The following is an 18449-nucleotide window of genomic DNA, read 5'->3' on the forward strand; positions in this document are numbered from 1 at the left end:
TAGGCTTACGTCCAGATAAGCAAGCAAACGCTTGCTTCAGATCCGGAGCAAGCAAGAGCTTGCCCTGGAGAGTCCGGAGCAAGCAAGAGCTTGCCTTGGAGAGTCCGGAGCAAGCAAGAGCTTGCCTTGGAGGTGACGCGGGGTGGAGCAGCCCGGTAGCTCGTCAGGCTCATAACCTGAAGGTCACAGGTTCAAATCCTGTCCCCGCAACCAACAAAAAAGCCCGCTTCGTGAACTGACCCCCGAAAGTTGGACACAACCTTCGGGGGTTTTGCATGTCCAAATACAGCGAGAGTTTCAAGCGCTCGGTTGTCGACATCTATTTAGGCGAGGATGAGGGCTACGCGAGCGCGGCGTCAATGCATGGCGTTGATGCGGCCACTGTTCGCAAGTGGGTTGCGTTGTACCAGGCCCATGGAGATGCCGGGCTATCTGCCAAGTACGATCGTTATGACGCGGCGTTCAGGCTGTCGGTGCTTGAGCGGATGTGGGAGGAAGGTCTGTCGTATCGGCAGACGGCTGCATTGTTCAATATCCGCAATGCCAGTTGCCTGACGGGCTGGGAGAAGCGCTATCATGCGGGCGGGATAGAGGCGCTCGGCCCACGTCCCAGAGGACGACCCATGTCAAAGCCGCCGTCCCCCGCAGTGCCTGTTGCAGCCAGTGACGAGGCCAAAAGCCGCGAAGAACTGCTGGCTGAGCTGAAGCATCTGCGGATGGAGAACGACTACCTAAAAAAACTGGAGGCCTTAACGCAGGGACATGCGCCCAAAAAGCGCAAGCCGTCCAGGCGTTAAGGCCGTTGCATTCGCTTGAGGGGCTGCTCGAGCTGGCGAAGCTTGCGCGCAGCACGTTCTATTACAGACAGAAAGCAGCGAAGCGCTCGGACCGCCATGCGGCGCTGAAGGCGGTGATCAAGGCCATCTTCGACAGCCACAAGGGTCGCTACGGCTATCGCCGGGTGACTGCGCAACTGCACCGGTTGGGCCGGCGCGTCAACCACAAGACCGTCCAGAGCCTGATGGCCGGGATGGGATTGAAGTCGCTGGTCAGGCCGAAGAAGTATCGCTCCTACAGGGGCGAGGCTGGGCGGACCGCTCCCGATCTGTTGCAGCGCAAGTTCGGCGCCGACCGCGCCAACCGCAAATGGGTGACCGACGTGACGGAGTTCAGCCTGGCCGGCGACAAGCTCTATCTGTCCCCGGTCATGGATCTCTACAATGGCGAGATCGTCGCGTTCGAGACGGCGCGGCGGCCACGCTTCAAACTGGTGGACAATATGCTGACCAAAGCCCTCGCCCGGCTTGGTGAGAACGAAAGGCCGATCCTGCATTCCGATCAGGGATGGCAGTATCAAATGTCGGCATTCCAACGCAGGCTGAAGCCAGAGGCCTTCAACAGAGCATGTCACGCAAAGGCAATTGCCTCGACAACGCCCCAATGGAGAGCTTCTTTGCCATCCTCAAATCCGAGCTCTTCCATCCCGGAACCTTCGACACCGTTCAAAGCCTGGACGACGCCATCACGGACTACATCGACTACTACAACCACCGCCGCATCAAACTGAAACTGAAAGGGCTGGCCCCTGTGCAATACAGGAACCAGCCCTTAAACCTGCCAACTCAATGAACCGTCCAACTTTATGGGGTCAGTTCATCACGCGGGCTTTTTGCGTTCGGACCGTGATCGATGGCCACGACCGGCTATTCAACGATTGAGGAGGGCAGCAAGGTTGGCGTGCTCGGCTTTATTGAGAGGTCCGCGAACCGGGGGATTGATGCCGCCTCGGCGCATTTCGCCGAGAGCTACACGTCGAGCATTGGGAGTTCGCCAACCCGTCATGGCAAGCGATCTGCACGACAACAGCATGATTCGAGCGGCGGAGAGATCGTCGTACGAAGGCGCGAACCGTTGATTTAAACAACCCGCGCCTTGCCGAAGCTTTTCGTCGCGGGCCGCGTCAGCCAGCTCGCCGCAATGACGCCTGGAAGACCAGCGAGGTCCAGCTGTTGCTCGAGGCGAGATGGCAATAGAGCAGCGCAAGCGCGCCGGATTTCCTGAGATCGAGAAACGCCTCGTCGCTCAATTTGTTGAAGGCCGGCTCGTCGATCACCTGAAAGTCGGTGAGGTTGAGGGTCTCGCCGCCCTCCAGCGTCACCTTGCTCTGCCGCGGCGCGAACAGGCCGTGCGCGTCGATCTTGTCGATCATGGCGCGAGTCGCATTGAAGTCGGTCTGGAACTGGCTGCAGAAGGCGAGCGCCTGCTTCGAGGCCTCGGCCGGCTCGTTGCCGTCGAAGAAGGGCGCGATCTCGTCGCTGTCCTTGGACGAAGGCATCTGCTCGACGACGCGTTCGCTGGCACGGTCGATGCACAACGTCAGGCGGCCGGTCGTTTTCGATTCATCGGCGAGGATGAAGGGGTAACGGCGGACATAGGCGGGAATGTAATGCGGCTCCGCCCATTTGCCGTCGGCGCCTACGAACAGGTTCTGGTCCTGGCGCAGACCGGTGATGATGACAGGCGCCTTGGCGTCGCCAATGAAAACGATCGGATAGGAGCGCATCGCCGCGGGCATTTCCGATGCGACGACGGGGATGGCGTGCGCGGTGCGGGAAAAGGAGAAATCGGCCCGCGCCGTAAGGCCGAGTGAGCCGTGCCGCAGCGGATTGAGCGCCTCGGGTTTTTTGTAGAACAGCGGCAGCGCGTTGGTCGCGGTGCTTCCGGCCGGGGCCGTGTCTGTTTTCGCGTCAGTCATCCCTAGTGTTCTCCTCTTATACCATTCCGGTTTAGGCCAGCGTCGGCGAGGGCGCAACGCGCTGACGACTGATCTACCCCGACATTAGCGGGATAAATCTACATCGTTGTTCGATCGTGCTCTTTTGTACTTCTGGAGATCGAGCTCTATAGACAGCACGCCATGAAGCGGCGAGATTGGTTGACGGGATAGACATCTCAAGAGAGCCGTCTGAAAGACAGACGAACCAGGGCAGGCGCATGGCATCGCTTTCGGATTTCGAGCAGGGGCAGAGCTTTTCCGTCGAAGCCGGCGGTCAGACGCTCACGATGGAACTGAGCGCGGTGCAGCCCATTGCCAACAGCCCGCGCGACGGCGGTGGCTTCACGCTGCTGTTCAGGGGGCCGCGCGACGCGGCGCTGCCGCAGGCTATCTATCGGTTCAACGGCAAAAGCGGCGCCCATGAGATCTTCATCGTGCCGATCGCTGCCGATGAGGCAGGGCGGCTTTACGAGGCGGTATTCAACTGATTTTTTTCGACCGGATCGGCCACGGGGACGCTCCGGCCATCAGGGCGATTTGGCAGCGCGGCGGCTCGACATATGATCGACTATATCGAGATTGCGGACGTATTTGACGGAGCGGCGTGTAGCGCACTGTGCGCGGAAATTCGGGCGGCCTTGAGCCGTCCGGCCGGCCTGCTGGGGCGTGCCGACCAGAAGATGGCATGGCCGGAGATCCGAAAGACCGTGCGCGCCGATGTTTCGCAGGCCACTGAAGAGCGAGTGAGTGCCCTGTTGGCGCAGCAGAAGGCGGCTCTGGAGCGGCATTTCGGGCTGCTGCTCGGCCAGGTCGAGAAACCTCAGTTCCTTCACTATCGGCAAGGCGATTTCTTTGTGCCGCACCAGGATGGCAATACGCCGCTCATTCACGACGAGTCGCGGTTCCGAAAGATCTCGGTGGTGATCTTTCTCAACCGTCAATCGGACAACCCTTCGCCAGAAAGCTATGCAGGCGGCTCGCTGGTCCTGCATGGGCCTTACAGCGGCCCGGACCTGCGCATTGCCATGCCGGCATTGCCGGGCTCTCTCGTCGCCTTTCGCTCGGAAACGACGCATGAAGTCACGCCGGTCACGTGCAACGAACGTTTCACCATCGTCTCCTGGTATCGCGGCACGTGACGACCGGCACGGCCCTTACGGCGAACGGATCATCAGGTCGTAGACGCCCTTGTCCTCGGCAACGGTGAAGCCGAGGCGCTTGTAGAGCCGCCGCGCTGGATTGTTCTTCTCGACATGGATCGAGACCGACTTGCCGACGGCGGCGGCCTCATCGATGAGATCGGCGAGCAACGCACCGCCAGACCCCTTGCCGCGATGCGCCGGCAGGAAGGCGATATCTATGATGCAATGCTCGCTCGCCGAGCGCTCGATATACAGGCGACCGATATCTTGCCTTGCCTGCTCGATCACCAGCCAGTCGGCGTTGGGATAGTATTTCTGGTAATGCGCGTGCTGCGCTTGAAACTGCATGTCGAGGAACGCCGTTTTCTGCGCGTCGCTCCACGGCGTGACGGCAAGTTCTTCGGCGCGGGTCGAGGCGTAGAGCGCCGACAGGAACGGCAGATCGGTGTCCGCCATCGGGCGGAACGTCAGATCAATCCGCGCCGCGCGCACCCAGCAAAATATAACAGGCCCGTTGTCCACAATCGGAAGCTGGATCATGGAGTGGCGCTTACGGACGCGCCGGATAAACGCCTTGCATAGCAATGATGAACGTCATCGCCATATAGGGAGGCAGGTTGTTGTGAGGCAACGTACTGCCCGTCATGCTCAGTGCCTGGGGGTCCATCTGGACCAGATTTTGCGAAGTGTTGTTCTGATACAGCGTTCCGCCCCCCGATTTCCCCAGAACAACCGCATCGGTAAGAGTTCCCTGGGCGCCACTCTCGGTGGATATCGCGACAAAATGATTATGTTGCGGCATTTCCGTTTGCAGAAGGGTGATGGACGTTTCGCCACCCGTCTCGCCGAGAAACCGCTCCGACAAGCCATTGCCCTGTCCTTGCCCCATGGGCGCGGAGCCAGCCATATTCGGCAACGCGAAGGTCGACTTGCCGTCGCCGCCGTAAACTGTGCCCAGCAGCGAAAACAGCGCCGTATTCTGCGAGATTGGCAGGAGCTGGCCATCGCAGGTCGCCCACCCCGTCGGGGCGAAATCTCCGGCAAAAATTCGAATTTCGGCGACGAACGGATTGGTCATGGCAAGTCTCTAGCTTTGCTGGGGGAAGATGCCAAATAGCGAGATGATGAAACTGACGGCGAGGAACGGCACCATATTGTCGTGAGGCTGGCTGCCGCCGGCCGGCGAAATGGCTCCGGCGGCCATGTTGCCATCAGGTGCGATACCCACATAGGGCGTCAGCAGGCTCGATGTCGCCAGGACACCGCCGGACGGACCCGGATTCTTGGCGATATTCGACGAACCGGTCCAGGTATGGGAATGGTTCGGCATTTGTTGGGTTGAAACAGTGACGGATTCGACCCCGCCCAGTTCTCCGATGATATAGGTCTGGCTGACCAGCGGGCCCTTGCCAGCATGGACGGGGATGCGGGATGCGAGGTTGGGCAGGGCGAATGTTTCCTCCCCGTCGCCGCCATAGGTCGTACCGATCAGATTGAACAAGGTTTCGTTCTCGGAGATCGGCATCAACTGGCCTTGGCAGAACGCCCAGCCATTCGGAGGGAAATTGCCACCGAACATCCTGATCTCGCCGACAAAAGGTTGGCTCATCGAAGCGTCCTCTTAATTTCGCGACGGGAATATGCCTTGCAGGGCAATGATGAAATTCAAGACGAGATAGGGCGATCTGTTCTCATGCGGCTGGCCGCCACCGACGAAAGTGATGTTTTCCTTCGCCATAGCCACCGCGCTGCCAGGCGGCTGATAGATCGGGCTGGCGTTCGCCCCCAACAGCGCGCCGGATGGATTGTTGACGTTGCCGGCAGTGTTCGATGCGTTGACGAAATGGTTGTGTGTCGGCATTTCGCCGAGCGTGAGCGTGTGAAACTCTTCGCCGCCCTGGCCGCCGACAATTGCACCAATAGGGCCGCCCGTATGAACCGGCGCACGTCCCCTCATATCCGGAAGGGCAAAATTTGTCTGGCCGTTGCCGCCGTACCTGGTGCCAAGAAGTGAGAACAATGGCTGGTTCTGGTTAAGCGGCAACAACTGGCCGTTACAAAATGCCCAGCCGCGCGGTGCATAGTTCCAGGAAATGATCTTGACTTCACCTAAATAAGGCTCACTCATCCCCGTTCCCTCCGTTGGCCGCTTACTGTCTGAATTCTTGTATTATGCCTAAGCAAGACAACAAGTCGATATCAAATTCATAAAATATATTTCCTAGGACGAAATCCAAGGTTGCTGACTACGGTGTCGCGGCAGGCAGCAGTGGCAGCGGCTGGTTGAAGAACGTCCGGGTGTCCGTCAGTGCCGTTGCCCCGCCATTGACGGTTTCGATACCGGCCTCGCTCGCCTGCGGTACGTTGATCGTGCCGTCGGCGCCGCCGAGGCCGTCCGCGAGGAAGCGGATGGCATTGGCGTTGTTGACGTTGGTGATGGTGTTGGCATGAACGTCGGCATTGATGATAGCGCCGGCAAATGTGGCGGTGACCGTGATGCCGCGGCTGTCGGCATTGTCGCGAATGGTGTTGTTGGTGACCGTCGCGTGCACGGTGCCCGGCTGCACGAGCTGCGTGATCGAGACGCTGTCGCCACCGCTTATGCCGTTGACGCCGATGCTCTGGATAATGTTGTTGTCGATCAGCACCTTGGCGACGCCGAGGCTTTCATGCCCAACCCTGATGCCGTTGCCGGTTCGCGATCCCGAGGTTGCTACGCCTTGCGTACCGATGACGTTGTTGGCGATTGTGCCGTCAAGCGTCCGTGCGAGGTCGCCGCTGCTGAACACGTTGATGGCCGTCGAGTCGCTGTTGGTGACGGTGTTGTTCCGGACGGTGAAATTCAGATTGCCGCCCGTGCCGGCGCCGGAATTGCTGCTCTGGGTAAGGTTGATGCCGTTGTTCAGATTGTTGAATAGATTTCCCGTGGTCTCGCCGATGTGAGCGTTGACGGTGCCGTCATTGGCAATGACGAACAGACCGGTTCCAGGGATGACTCCCGGTCCGGGATAGGCGTTGTTGCCGGTGAAGGTTGCGCCGTCGACGGTCAGCGTCATCGTCGGCGCGCCGGCGACACCGGCGCCGTCCGCCTCGAAGATGAAGTCGCTGCCGGCATTGTTCGAGGCGCCGTTGTTCGAGAACGTGCCGCCGCTCACCACCAGGTTCGCCAACGTGCCGCCGGAATTGATGACCTGCACGTTATGGGTGAATGAGTTGGAGACCGTAAGGTTGGTGAACGTGGTGACGTGCGAGGCGTTGCCGGTAAGTTCGTTGAACAGGATTCCGGACTCGGTGTTGGCATCGGCATTGCTGTTCAGGGTCAGACCGTTGAGCACCACACCGTTGACGCGCAGGCCCTTTATGCCGTTGCCCGCATTGTCGCTGATAATCATGTTGCTCAGGCTGACATCCTGAGTGTCGGTCAGGCTGACGCCATCGCCGGTCGAGTTCTGGATCGTGCCGCCGCTGCCCCCCGTCGCGCCGGTGCCGGTCACCACCAGATTGCCGCTGGTGCCGGTGTTGTTGAGCACGATGCCGTTGGCTGCACCATTGGACGCAATGCTCCTGAACGTCACGTCGCCGGCGCCGATCGTCGTGTTGGCGACATTAAGGGCCGTGCCCGTGCCGGACACGATGGTGTTGCCGGTGCCCTGCACCGTCATCGTGCCGCCGGTGGTGGCTGCCGGACCGGGGCCGGTGGCGCTGAAACCGGCGCCGCTGGTCGTGGCGATGACCAGCCCGCCATTGGTGAAGTTGATCGTCGCGCCGGCATTGTCGCTCAGGCTGACGCCAGCCGCCGTGGTCGAGGTGATCGATTTCGACGCGCCGGAGAAGGTGATGATGCCGGCGACATTGTCGTCCAGCAGGATGCCGATCTGGCCCGCCGCATTATGCGTGATGTTGCCCGACAGGGTGATGTTGCCGGCGGTCAGGGCGCGATCCTGGATGTTGACCGCCTGGCCGGTGCTGCCGCTGGTGATCGCGCCGGCATAGGTGAAGGCCGCCGTGCCGCCGCTGTTGGCGGTGCCTAGGCCATCGCCGATACGGATCACGGCGCTTGTTCCGCCCACCAGCGCGCCGGTGCCGAGGTCGATCGCTCCCGAACCGGTGACGGTATCGAGGATGACGGCGCTGGTGCCGCCGGCGCCTTTGTTCGTGGAAGCGAAGGTCACGCCGCCCGCCGCGATGGCAACGCTGTCAAGGTTGACCGCGACGCCGCTGCCGGTCGAAATCGTGTTGCCCGAGCCGATAACGGTCACGGTGCCAGTACCGTTGCTCGTGGCGTTGAAGCCGGTGCCGGAGGTGGTGGTGATGGCTAGGCCGCCGCCGGTGAAGTTGACCGCGGTGTTGGTGTTCGCCGTCAGGTCGACGGCATTGTTGGCTCCGGTGGTCAGTATCTTGCTGGCGCCGGAGAAGTTGATCGTGCCGCCGGTGTTGGCGTTGACGAGGATCCCGTTGGCCACGCCGCCGGTGGCGCTGAGAGTGCCCGACAATGTCGTGGTGCCGGCGGTGCGGGTGGAGATGCTGACGACGTTTCCGGCCGTGGTCTTGGTGACCGAGCCGGCATAGCTGACATTGGCCGAGCCGCCGGTGACCAGGAAGGCCGCGCCGGTCGCGCCGCCGAGCGCACCGGAGCCGAGGCTGACAGTGCCGGCGCCGGTGACATTGGTCAGCGACACGTTGTTGGTGCCGCCGGTCGAATTGGTCGAGGTGAAATTGATGCCGGTGGTGGTGGCGATGCCGTTGAGGTTGACCGCCTGCGCGGAAGTGGAGCTCACCGTGCCGGTCGTCACATTGACCGTGCCGCCATTGATGGCGCTGAATCCGGTGGTGCCGTTGGTGACGATGTCGAGGTTTGCGAAGCTGACGGTCGAGGCCGTGGCGCCGTTGTTGATTGCGACTGCGGTGCCGGTCATCGGCGTCGTGGTGCCGAGATCGACCGTACCGGTGAAGCTCACCGTATTGGCCGCCGTCGCGCCGGAAATACTAATGCCGCTCGCAGCGCCGTTGGCGATCACCGAGCCGGCGAAGGTGAAGCTGCCGCCAGCGCGGGTCGAGATCGTGGCCGCCGCGCCCGACGTGCTGATGATGGAGCTGGCGCCGTCGAAGCTGATCACCGCGTTGCCGCTGGTCACCGAAAGGCCGCTGCCGCCCGATATATCGACATTGGTACCGGCAATCGTGCCGCCAGCGCCCGACGCGCCGCCGAAGGCGATGCCGGTTCCGCTCGCCGCCGTGGTGATGTTGACGTTGGTCAGCGTCGTCGTGCCGGTGGTGTTGTCGAGTTTGAAAGCAATGCCGGTGGCGCCGGTGCTGGTGACGTTGGTGATGGTGGTGTTGGACGCGTTCAGCCACACATCGCTGGCGTTGCCGGAGAAAGTAACGTTGTTGATCGTCGTGCTGTTCGACGGGGTAATCTCGATACCCTGCGTGGCGAAATTGCTGATGGTCATGTTGCTGATGACGGTATTCGCAGCACCCGCGCCATTGTCCTTGACGCCACGCGCGGCACCCGCCGGGCTGCCATTCAGGATGAAGCTGTCGATGATGTTGCCGCTGGCGCCGAGCGTGATGACATTGTTGCCGGCGCTCGTCGTCAGCGTCGCGGCGCCATTGGGCGTCTGGTCGATGATCGAGATGCTGTTGCTGGCGAGCTGGATGGTGGAGGGCACCGTCAGCGCCAGATTGATGTTGCCGTTGCCGAAGCCGCGCACCTGCTCGCCGGTGGCGAGAGCCAGCGTGTCGTTGCCATTGCTGCCTGCCGCGGAGATGGTGCCGCCATCGTTGACGAGAACCAGGATGTCCGTCGCCACGGCTGCTGCTTCGGCGGTGGCCAGCGTCGCGAGATTGTTCTGGTCGCGACCGCTGCCGTCACCGGTCGCGGACGCGCCGACGAAATAGACCTTGCCGACTCCGAAGCCCAGGCCGGGAGCCGACTGGAAGTTCACATCCTGGAAATTGTAGGTGCCGGCAACCGGCGCACTGGATGCGTCGATGCCTACATTGGCGCCGATGGTCGAGAGCTGGTCGGTCGCCGATTCGCCGTCGCCATAGGTGAAAGCGAGGTTGGTGGCGCTGTTGAGGAACACGCCGGTGTTGACGCCGGCAATGCTGGAGCTGGCGCCGCCGACAACGGCATCGCCGAGGCGTACCGTCTGGCCGCCAGTGGCGCCACGCAGGTCGACGCCTATCGAGGTGCCGGCGGCGGCGGCATTGGTGACATCGAAGTCATTGGCCGTCACCGCCGCATTGATGGTGGCACCGTTGAGGTCGAAGGCCACGCCCGTGGTGCTGTTCAGGCCGATGTCGAGATCGTTGAAGGACAGCGCCGCGCCAAGCGCGCCGGAAACATCGACACCACGCGTGGTGATGCCTTGCAGGTTGACCGTGCCGAGAATGATGGCGCCGCCGCCCGACGAGGCGATATTGGTCAGCGAGATGCCGGTTGCGGCGGCAGTGGCCGAAACACTGTCGAAATTCATGCCCGCAGCGCCAATCGTAACGCCATTGAGGTTCAACGCGGTGCCGCCGGCCGTCGTGGTGATGCTGTTGTCGCTGAGGAGCGCGCCGACGCTGACCGTGCCACCGCCGCTGGCGTTGAAGCCCGTGCCGGAGGTGGTGGTAATCACCAGGCCACCCGTATCGAAGTTGATCGTCGCGCTGGTGTTAGTCGTCAAGTCGACCGCCGTATTGGCGCCAGTGGTCAGCGTCTTCGTGCCACCGCTGAGAGTGATGGTCCCGCCGGAGTTGCCGTGGACATAAATACCATTGTCGAAACCGCCGGTGGCGCTGAGCGCGCCGGACAGTGTGACCGTGCCGCCGGTGACGCCGGAGATGTCGACGATCTTGCCGGCGGTGGTCTTGGTGACCGTGCCGCCATAGCTGACGGTCGCAGCACTGCCATTGAGCAGGAATGCGACGCCCGAAGCGCCGCTCAATGCGCCGGATCCGAGGCTGACTGTTCCGGTGACATTGGCCAGGCCAACATTGTTGGTGCCGCCGCCCGACGAGGTCGAGTCGAGCGCAATGCTGGCGGCGACGTTGATGAGGTTGATCGCCTGGCCGCTGGTCGAATTTACCGTCTGGGCTGCAGCGGAAGCGGTGATGCCCATAACGCCACCGGTCCCGACAATGCCGGTGCCGCTGGTGGTATCGATGGTCAGGCCGTTGAGGAAGTTCACCGTGCCGGCGCTTTGCGAGAAGCCGACGCCGCTGCTCGTGTCGATGTTGGCGAGGCCGGCGATGTTGAGGTTGCCGCTGACCCAGTTGATGCCGCCGCCGGTCGTCGCGACGTTGTTCACCGTCACCGTGTTGAAGGTAAACGTGCCGGTGTTGGCGCCGGTGACGTCGATGCCGAAGCTGCCGGTGCCGGTGATGCTGGTTGCGCCGGAGACATTCACCGCCCCGGTGACGCCGTTGAGGATGATGCCGCTGGTGGCGCCGCTCGAGGTGATGCTGTCGAAATTGACGCCGCCGGCGCCGAGTGTGCCTTGCAGCGACAGCGCGGTCTGGCCCGTGGCGTTGATCGTCGTCGAACCGGCATTGGCGACGGTGAGGCCATTCAGTCCCGAAAGGCTGAGGCCGGTGGCCAACGATGTCGTGATGTCGAGGCCGCCATTGAAGTTGACCGCAGCTGCCGCGCTGCCGCCCGAAATCGAAACGCCGTTGCCGCCGGTGATCGTCACCTGGTCGGTGAAGGTCACCGCGCCGCCGGTGCGGTTGGCGATATTGATGCCGCCACCGGTCAGCGTTCCCGGAGTGGCGCTGTTGGGCAGGATGCCGCGCGACACCGAAATGGTGCCGGTGCCGCCGTTGACGTCGAGCAGCGTGCCGGCAACGTTGATGTTGTTGTTGATGATCGACAGATTGCCGTTGAGGCCGGCGACCTGGATGGCCGTCTGACCAGCGGCGACGTTGCTGATCGTCACGCCTTCGATGGTGATGCCGCTGGCATTGCTGAAGCCGACCGCGCTCTGATCGATGAGGAAGGCGGCACCGGCCGCGCTGCTGAAGTCGAAAGCGGTGTGGCGCACGGCGTTGTCGCCGAGCAATTGCATCAGGTTGGCCGTCCCGCTGACCACGGCCTCGTCGCCGGTGATGTTGCCGCCGGTGGCGCCGAAATTGCCCTGGACGTTGGCCGGCTGGATCGTGCCGGTCGAAACCACATTGCTGTTGCCGAAGCCGGTGATCGTCTGGCCGGAATCGAGCGTGAAGGCGGTGGCGCCGAGATTGATCGTGCCGACGAAGGCGAAGTTCTGCGTGCCGGTCAGCGCATCGGCGGCGGCGAGCGAAATGGTGTTGACGCCCATGCTGAGATTGCCGGTCGTGCCGGCGGCGATGAAGCCGCCCGACTGCGAGACCAGCGTGATCGAACCGGGCGCGGTGGCGAGGTTGGCGCTGCCGGTGAAGAACACGTCGTCGAAATCGTAGTTGCCGAGCGTCGGATCGAGACCGACCGTGTTGACGGTGAAGCCGCCGGCGGCGGCGATGATGAAGGATTCCAGCCCGTCGGTCGAATCGCCGTCGCCGAAGGTGAAGTTGGCATTGGCGGAGGTCGCCGTGGTCTGGCCGGACGACAATTCGACGCCGATGCCGACATTGTCGATCTTCGAGCCCCGCAGGAAGGTGATGACCTTGTTGCCGGTGGTCGACGACAGGTCGATGCCGCGCGAGGTCAGGTCGCCCAGGCCGGTGATCGTCGTCAGGCCGAAATCGGCCGTCGTCGAGGAGCCGCTGAAGTCGATGCCGGTCTGGTTGGCGCCGACATCGTCGATGGTGGTCGTGCCGAAGCTGACATCGTTGTTGGTGCCAGCGAAGTTGATGCCGGCAGTGCCGCTCGTGGTGCCCAGCGTGACCTGGGTCGTGCCGAAGGTCACCGGGCCGGCATTGCCGACAATGTTGATGCCGATGCCGCCGGCGCCCGTCACGGTCACCGCCCCGAAGGTTGCCGATGCGGTGCTCGCGACACCGGAGACGGACAGGCCGGTGCCCAAGGCATTGGTGATCGATAGCGGGGTGGTAACATTCAACGTTGCGGTGCCGATCAGGCCACCGACCACCGCGCCGCCGCCACCGCTCGCCGACAGGGTCGGGCCGGTGAAGCTGAACGCACCGCCTGCCGGGGGCAATGTCGAGCCGATGGCGAACAGATTTCCGGTGCCGGTCGACGTGACGCTGCCGCTGAACTGGGCCGAGCCGCCGATGGTGCCGTCGATCTTGACCGCCGTGCCTGGTGCTGTTGCCGAGCTGGAGATGTTGGCCGAGACCGTGATCGCGGCGCTGCCGCCAAAAACCACGACGCCGTTGCCGGTGCCGGAACCGGTGATGGTGCCGCCGATGTTGATCGTGCCGGTGTTGTTGGTCAGGCTGACGTCGTCGCCCGAAACCAGCGTCGTCACCAGATTGTTGACATTGACCGTCGCGGCGCTGCCTTGCACCACGAAGCCGGGGCCACCGCCAACAACCGTGTCGATCGTCGTCGTGCCATTGAAGGTAACGGCGTTGGCCACGTTGGTGAGGCGGATGGCGTCGCCATTGACGCGATTGATGTCGACAGCGCCGAAGGTGACGCTGCCGCCGCTGGTGTTTTCGATGAGGATGCCGGTCTGCACGGCGCCGCCTGAGCCGTCGACGGTGACGCTGTCGAAAATGACGCCGCCTGCACCGATGGTCAAACCGCCGGCGCCACCGAGATGGATGCCGTTTTCGACAGGGCCGAGCCCAGATGCGGTCGTGTTAGTGCCGGTGACGGTGAGCGTGCCGCCATTGATGGCGCTGAAGGCAAGGCCGCCATCGGTGGTGAGGTCGAGCCCGCCGGTGAAATTGATCGTGCCGCCGGCATTGCCGGTCAGGTCGATGGCGTTGGCCGCGCCGGTGCTGGCGGTGATTTGGCCGTCGAAGGTGGCCGAGCCGCCGGTCATGCCGCTGATCATGACCGCGCTCGCGGCACTCGTCTGATTGATGGTGCCGTTGTAGGTGAGGTTAGGCGTTGCTCCAAGAATGCTGAGCGCCGTGCCCGTCGTGCCGGCGATCGAACTCGCATTGTCGAAGGTCAGCGTGCCCGTGGAACCGCCCGTGACGCTGACGCCGATACCGGCGCCGGTGATGTCCAAATTGTTGAAGGTGCCGGTGCCGCCGAAGTTGCTGGCCAGCAGGCCAGTGCCGCTGACGCCGCCCATCGTCGTGTTGGTGATGTTGATCGCACCCGTTGCGCCGGTCAGGTCGATGCCGGTTACGGCGCTGCTGATCGTCACCCCGGTGATGGTGGCCGCGTTTACATTCGATCCGTTGATCGCCGAGCCCGAACCCGCATTGCTGACGCTGAGGTCGGCGACGCGGTTGCCGTTGGCGAGATCGATGGTGCTGCCGGCCGAGTTGTTGAGGGTGGCGGCGCCATTGCCGAACGGATCGACCTGGGTGCCCGAAGTAACCACCTCGGCGCCGGTGACGTTGGCCGGCGGCCCGCCGAGAGCGACGGTGTTGCCGTTGGCGAAGGAGACGATCTGCTGGCCGTCGGCAAGCGTGAAGCCGTCGGCATCGGTGTTGATGGTTCCAGCGCCGCTGTTGACAAGGACGAAGATGGTGTTGGCGTCGGTCGTCAGACCGTCGGCGGCGTCGGCGTTGATAAGGTCGCCAACGCTCGCGCCGGAGCCGGTTCCGGTGTTTGCTGCGCCGACGAAGATGACGTTGGCGGTGTCGAACAGCTGCGGGCCGACCAAATGGGTGGCGTTGAAAGCATAGGTGCCGTTGCCGGCCAGCAGGCCGCGCATGTCGAGCGAGGCGGTGGTCCCCGTGATCGATGCGCCGCCGGCGGCACCGAACGAGAAGGTGGTGTTGGCGCTGGTCCCGGGCGCGCCGTGCGTGCCCATCTGGACGCCGGTGCCGGCGGAAATGACGCCGGTGCCGATCGTCACCGAGCCGCCGGTGGTGCCGGAAAGGTCGATGCCGGTCGAAGTGCCGGCGCCGGTGATGTCGAGCGAGGTGGCGGTGAAGGTCGACTGGCTGCCCGACAGGTCGAGCCCGGTCTTGCCGGTCGGCAGGCCGGTGATGTCGATGTTGGCGAAGCTGATCGTGCCGTTCGTACCGGAAATGTCGATCGCGTTTTGGCCCGGCTGGTCGATCGCGACATCGCCGAAAGTGATGGCACCGGAATTGGCAGCCAGTATGATACCAGAGCCAGAAGGAGCGGTGACCGTGACATTGCCGCCAAAGCCTACCGTTGCCGAGCTATTCTGGATGACAATGCCGTTTGCGACGTTCGAAATCGCCGTCGAGCCGGAGATATCGAAGCTGCCGGTGACGTTCGTGAGGCCGACACCGGTCCCGCCACTAATCTGGTTGAGGCTGGTCAGCGTGACATCGAGCCCAATCTGGGATGCGCTGAATCCGTTGCCGCCATTGCCGGAGATCGTTCCGCCAGTGGTCGTCAGCTTGCCGGCGCCCGTCGATGTGGCGTCGACGCCACTGCCGCCATTGACCTTGGCGTCAAGCGTCTCGAAGCCGTAGGTACCGTTGCCGTTGATCAACAGGCCGTCGGTGCCGTTGTTCGACAGCGTCGTCGTGCCGTTGAACGAATAGGTTCCGTCGCCCTGGATCGACAAGCCGGCGCCGCCATTGTTGGTCGAGCTGAGGCTGGTGGCGGCAACGGTATTGGTGCCGTCGAACAGCAAGCCGTTCAGGTCGGCGCCGCTGACGGCTAGGCCCGTCATTGTGACATTGCTGACGGCGCTGCCGTGAACCGCGTTGCCGCCACCGGTATTGGACAGGTTGAAGTCGAGCAGCGAGGTATTGTTGGCGAGCGTCACCGTGTCGCCGGCACCGCTATTGGTCAGCGTGGCTGCGCCGCCGGCGTCGGAGACGGTGCTGCTGTGCACGACATTGTCGCCCGTCACATTGATCGGGATGCCGCCGAGCGAGAACGTGCGGCCATTGCCGAACGAAGCCAGCGTCTGGCCGGCGCTCAGCGAGAAGCCGTCCGCATCGTCTATGTCCGTGCCGCGATTGACCAGCACGAAGATCGCGGTGCCGTCGGTATTGGCATCGGCCGTCGCGACCGTCGCCAGGTCGAGCAGCGAGGATCCGGTGCCCGAACCGGTCGCGGTCGCGCCGACGAAAATCACATTCTGCTGGTCGAACAGCTGCGGGCCGCTGAAGGTCGTCGAGCCGAAAGCATAGAGCCCGAGCGTCTGGTTGAGCCCCCGCGCGTCGAGCGAGGCGGTGATGCCGGCAATCGAGCCGCCGCCGAAACTGAATTGGGCATTGGCCGAATTGGCCAGCGAGCCGGAAATGCCGAAGCGCACGCCGGTATCGACATTGGCGATCGCGCCGCCATCGGTGATGACGATCGTCGCCCCGCCCGCGCTCGGCGAAGACAGATCGATGCCGATCGAGCCGGCGGCGCCTGTGCCAGTGATGTTGAGCGACTGCGCCCTGAAATTGGTCTGGCTGCCGGAGAAATCGAGGCCGACGCCGGAGCCGAGGCCAGCAATGACGATGTTGCCGGCAATTATCGATGTGTTGGCGCCCGCAAACACCATGCCGTCCGAGCCGGGATTGGTGATGTTGATGTCGCCGAAACGGATCGCCGCCGGCGATTCCGTGATCGCGATGGCGGGTCCGGTCGTGTTCGAGATCGTCGTCGCGCCGTTGACGGTGAAGTTGCCCGAGACATGATCGAGGACGACGCCGGATGCGCCGCCGGTCTGGGTGATCGAATCGAGCACGATATGGGCGGTGATCGGATCGATGAAGACACCGACGCCGTCGTCGCCGAGCGCCTTGTTGGCCGACACCTGGCCGCCGCTGATGGTGATCGAGCCGGCGACCCCGGTGCCCTTCACGGTAATGCCGGCATCGTTGTTGTCGAGCGAGTTGAGGGTGGCGAAAGTGTAGGTGCCGTGGCCGGTTATATCCAGGCCGTCGTCGCCATTGCCCTGCAGTAGCGTCGTGCCGGTGAAGTTATAGGTGCCGTCGCCTTCGATGTGCAGTCCGTCGAGGCCGTTGCCGGTCGCGGTGAAGTTCGAGCCATTGACGCCGGTCGATGTACCGGTGAAGTCGGCGCCGTGGCCGCCGGTGCCGGTGACCGTGACGTTGGTCAACGTGGCGCCGGTGATGTTGTTGCCGAAGATGCCGTCCTTGCCGCCTGTGATGATGATGCCGCTCAGCGTGTTGCCGTTGGCGAGCGTCAGGACGTTGTTGGCGGGGTTGGTGCCCTGGAGGGTGCCGTTGGATCCGCCGAAATTGTAGGTGCCGATGCTGCCGTCGACGAGCCGCGCCTGGACGCCCCCGCCACCGCCGATGACGGTCTGGCCGTTGGCGAGCGTCACACCGGCTGTCGTAATGTTGCCCTTGCCGCCGAGCGCGACGACGACGGCGTTCGCGCCGGCGCCGGCGACCGCATTGTCGAGCGTGGTCGGGTCGCCGATCGTGCCGAGGCCGAGCGCGTCGTTGTCACCATCGGCAAAGAAGAACTGGCCGAATGCCGTGTTGGTGGCGGCATTGATCGCCACCCGCGTCGACGTGCCGGTAACTTTGTCCTGGCTCTCGATGCGAACGCCGATGTCGCCACGCACGCGCTCGTTGACGCGTTTGCGCAGGCCGGGGCTGACCGGATAGACCGGCTCGGCGCCGTCATCGGCCGAAGACGAGCCCTTGTCGAAAGCGTTGAGCGGCACCGTCAGCCGGATGCTGCCGGCGAACTGGGTGTCATCGCGGTTGTCGTTGCGCACCTCGCCGGTGAAGGTCAGCGACGTGCCTTTGCCGATGACGTCGCCGATCGAATATTCCAGGCCGGCCTTGGCGCCGGTGATGCTGCCGTCGTCGCCGTCGGGATCGCCGAAATGGTAGGCGCCGAGATCGAAACGCAGTGAATGGTTCTCGGGCAGGTTGAGCGGCACCTGAACGCCGACCTCGCCCTCGATGCCCCAGGCCGCGTAATCGCGGTGGGCGATGGCCGATATCTGCTCGATCAGCTGATGACCGACCAGCGACAGGCTCGACTCTTGCCCGGCCGTGCTGCGGTCGCCGCTGATCGGCAGATAGACGTTTACGTGCGCATCGTATTTTGAGGTGATGGCCTCGAGGCCGAGCGTCGAGGCGACGAACTGGTGACTGTCGTGGTTCTGGATGTTGAGATAGGCGTAGCCGCCGATCATCAGATCCGGATTCACGATGCGGCGAACGCCGAGGCCGACGTCCTGGCCGAAGCCGTCGTCGAAATCGTATTTCGAGCGCACATCGAGAAAGAGAACGGATTCGAGGTTCTGCTTCAGCGGCAGGAAACCCTCGATCGCCGTGTTGCCGCCATTGTTGTTGGCGCCGATGATGGCGCGGACCTGCGGCTGCCACAGTCCGGTGTCGCCGGCATGGGCGGCTATGCCGGAAAGGGCAAGTGCCAGAGTGGACAGCGCAGTCGTCTTCCAGAGATGCCTGGAAAAACCTGACCGGCGATACTTGCTATTCGCCCGGAAGCTTCTTCCGTGCGTCGCCATGTCATTGATCTGCCGAGTTTTCTCGGTCGTCTCCATCCCTTG

The 18449-nt window shown here is 63.1% G+C and carries 9 protein-coding genes, 1 tRNA gene and 1 pseudogene; 5 read left to right on the forward strand and 6 right to left on the reverse strand.

Translation table 11 applies throughout. From position 1 onward, the window contains the following. The first annotated feature begins 136 nt into the window (after positions 1-136). From NKI06_RS03720 to NKI06_RS03730, 3 genes and pseudogenes are all read left to right on the forward strand, one after another. Positions 137-213, forward strand: a tRNA-Met gene (locus NKI06_RS03720). A gap of 62 nt (positions 214-275) precedes the next feature. Continuing rightward, positions 276-1629: pseudogene (locus tag NKI06_RS03725) on the forward strand (IS3 family transposase). Between the two features lie 60 nt (positions 1630-1689). Continuing rightward, a complete protein-coding gene (locus NKI06_RS03730; protein ID WP_352984121.1) occupies positions 1690-1920 on the forward strand; it encodes a hypothetical protein in 231 nt (76 codons plus the stop codon). Positions 1921-1960: 40 nt separating this feature from the next. On the opposite strand, the gene NKI06_RS03735 is transcribed toward NKI06_RS03730, so the two are convergent. Beyond that, positions 1961-2755 carry a SapC family protein gene (locus NKI06_RS03735; protein WP_352984123.1) on the reverse strand — a complete coding sequence of 265 codons (795 nt, stop codon included), beginning with the start codon at positions 2753-2755 and terminating at the stop codon, positions 1961-1963. Positions 2756-2994: 239 nt separating this feature from the next. Here NKI06_RS03735 and NKI06_RS03740 point away from each other — a divergent pair, with 239 nt between their 5' ends. Then, on the forward strand, positions 2995-3264 hold the full coding sequence (locus NKI06_RS03740) for a DUF6916 family protein (RefSeq protein WP_023672960.1): 270 nt from the start codon (positions 2995-2997) through the stop codon (positions 3262-3264). A gap of 72 nt (positions 3265-3336) precedes the next feature. After that, positions 3337-3915, forward strand: a complete 579-nt coding sequence (locus NKI06_RS03745; RefSeq protein ID WP_352984125.1) for a 2OG-Fe(II) oxygenase — start codon at positions 3337-3339, stop codon at positions 3913-3915. A gap of 15 nt (positions 3916-3930) precedes the next feature. Here NKI06_RS03745 and NKI06_RS03750 read toward each other — a convergent pair whose 3' ends face one another. From NKI06_RS03750 to NKI06_RS03770, 5 genes are all read right to left on the reverse strand, one after another. Next, positions 3931-4458 carry a GNAT family N-acetyltransferase gene (locus NKI06_RS03750; RefSeq protein WP_031203583.1) on the reverse strand — a complete coding sequence of 176 codons (528 nt, stop codon included), beginning with the start codon at positions 4456-4458 and terminating at the stop codon, positions 3931-3933. A gap of 10 nt (positions 4459-4468) precedes the next feature. Next, entirely contained in the window at positions 4469-4996 is a 528-nt protein-coding gene (locus NKI06_RS03755) for a phage tail protein (protein ID WP_352984127.1), read from the reverse strand. 9 nt (positions 4997-5005) lie between these two features. Beyond that, a complete protein-coding gene (locus NKI06_RS03760) occupies positions 5006-5527 on the reverse strand; it encodes a phage tail protein (RefSeq protein WP_023672956.1) in 522 nt (173 codons plus the stop codon). Positions 5528-5539: 12 nt separating this feature from the next. Continuing rightward, positions 5540-6046, reverse strand: coding sequence for a phage tail protein (locus NKI06_RS03765; RefSeq protein WP_023672955.1), 507 nt, complete (start codon positions 6044-6046; stop codon positions 5540-5542). Between the two features lie 118 nt (positions 6047-6164). Continuing rightward, positions 6165-18407 carry a beta strand repeat-containing protein gene (locus NKI06_RS03770; protein WP_352984129.1) on the reverse strand — a complete coding sequence of 4081 codons (12243 nt, stop codon included), beginning with the start codon at positions 18405-18407 and terminating at the stop codon, positions 6165-6167. Positions 18408-18449 lie beyond the last annotated feature (42 nt).

The sequence above is a fragment of the Mesorhizobium sp. M0772 genome, assembly GCF_040320135.1.
Lineage (GTDB): Bacteria > Pseudomonadota > Alphaproteobacteria > Rhizobiales > Rhizobiaceae > Mesorhizobium.

Bases quoted from the DNA above. Each gene is read 5' to 3' on its own strand.
- NKI06_RS03730 (WP_352984121.1), top strand. From the start codon at position 1,690: ATGGCCACGACCGGCTATTCAACGATTGAGGAGGGCAGCAAGGTTGGC.
- NKI06_RS03735 (WP_352984123.1), bottom strand. From the start codon at position 2,755: ATGACTGACGCGAAAACAGACACGGCCCCGGCCGGAAGCACCGCGACC.
- NKI06_RS03740 (WP_023672960.1), top strand. From the start codon at position 2,995: ATGGCATCGCTTTCGGATTTCGAGCAGGGGCAGAGCTTTTCCGTCGAA.
- NKI06_RS03745 (WP_352984125.1), top strand. From the start codon at position 3,337: ATGATCGACTATATCGAGATTGCGGACGTATTTGACGGAGCGGCGTGT.
- NKI06_RS03750 (WP_031203583.1), bottom strand. From the start codon at position 4,458: ATGATCCAGCTTCCGATTGTGGACAACGGGCCTGTTATATTTTGCTGG.
- NKI06_RS03755 (WP_352984127.1), bottom strand. From the start codon at position 4,996: ATGACCAATCCGTTCGTCGCCGAAATTCGAATTTTTGCCGGAGATTTC.
- NKI06_RS03760 (WP_023672956.1), bottom strand. From the start codon at position 5,527: ATGAGCCAACCTTTTGTCGGCGAGATCAGGATGTTCGGTGGCAATTTC.
- NKI06_RS03765 (WP_023672955.1), bottom strand. From the start codon at position 6,046: ATGAGTGAGCCTTATTTAGGTGAAGTCAAGATCATTTCCTGGAACTAT.
- NKI06_RS03770 (WP_352984129.1), bottom strand. From the start codon at position 18,407: ATGGCGACGCACGGAAGAAGCTTCCGGGCGAATAGCAAGTATCGCCGG.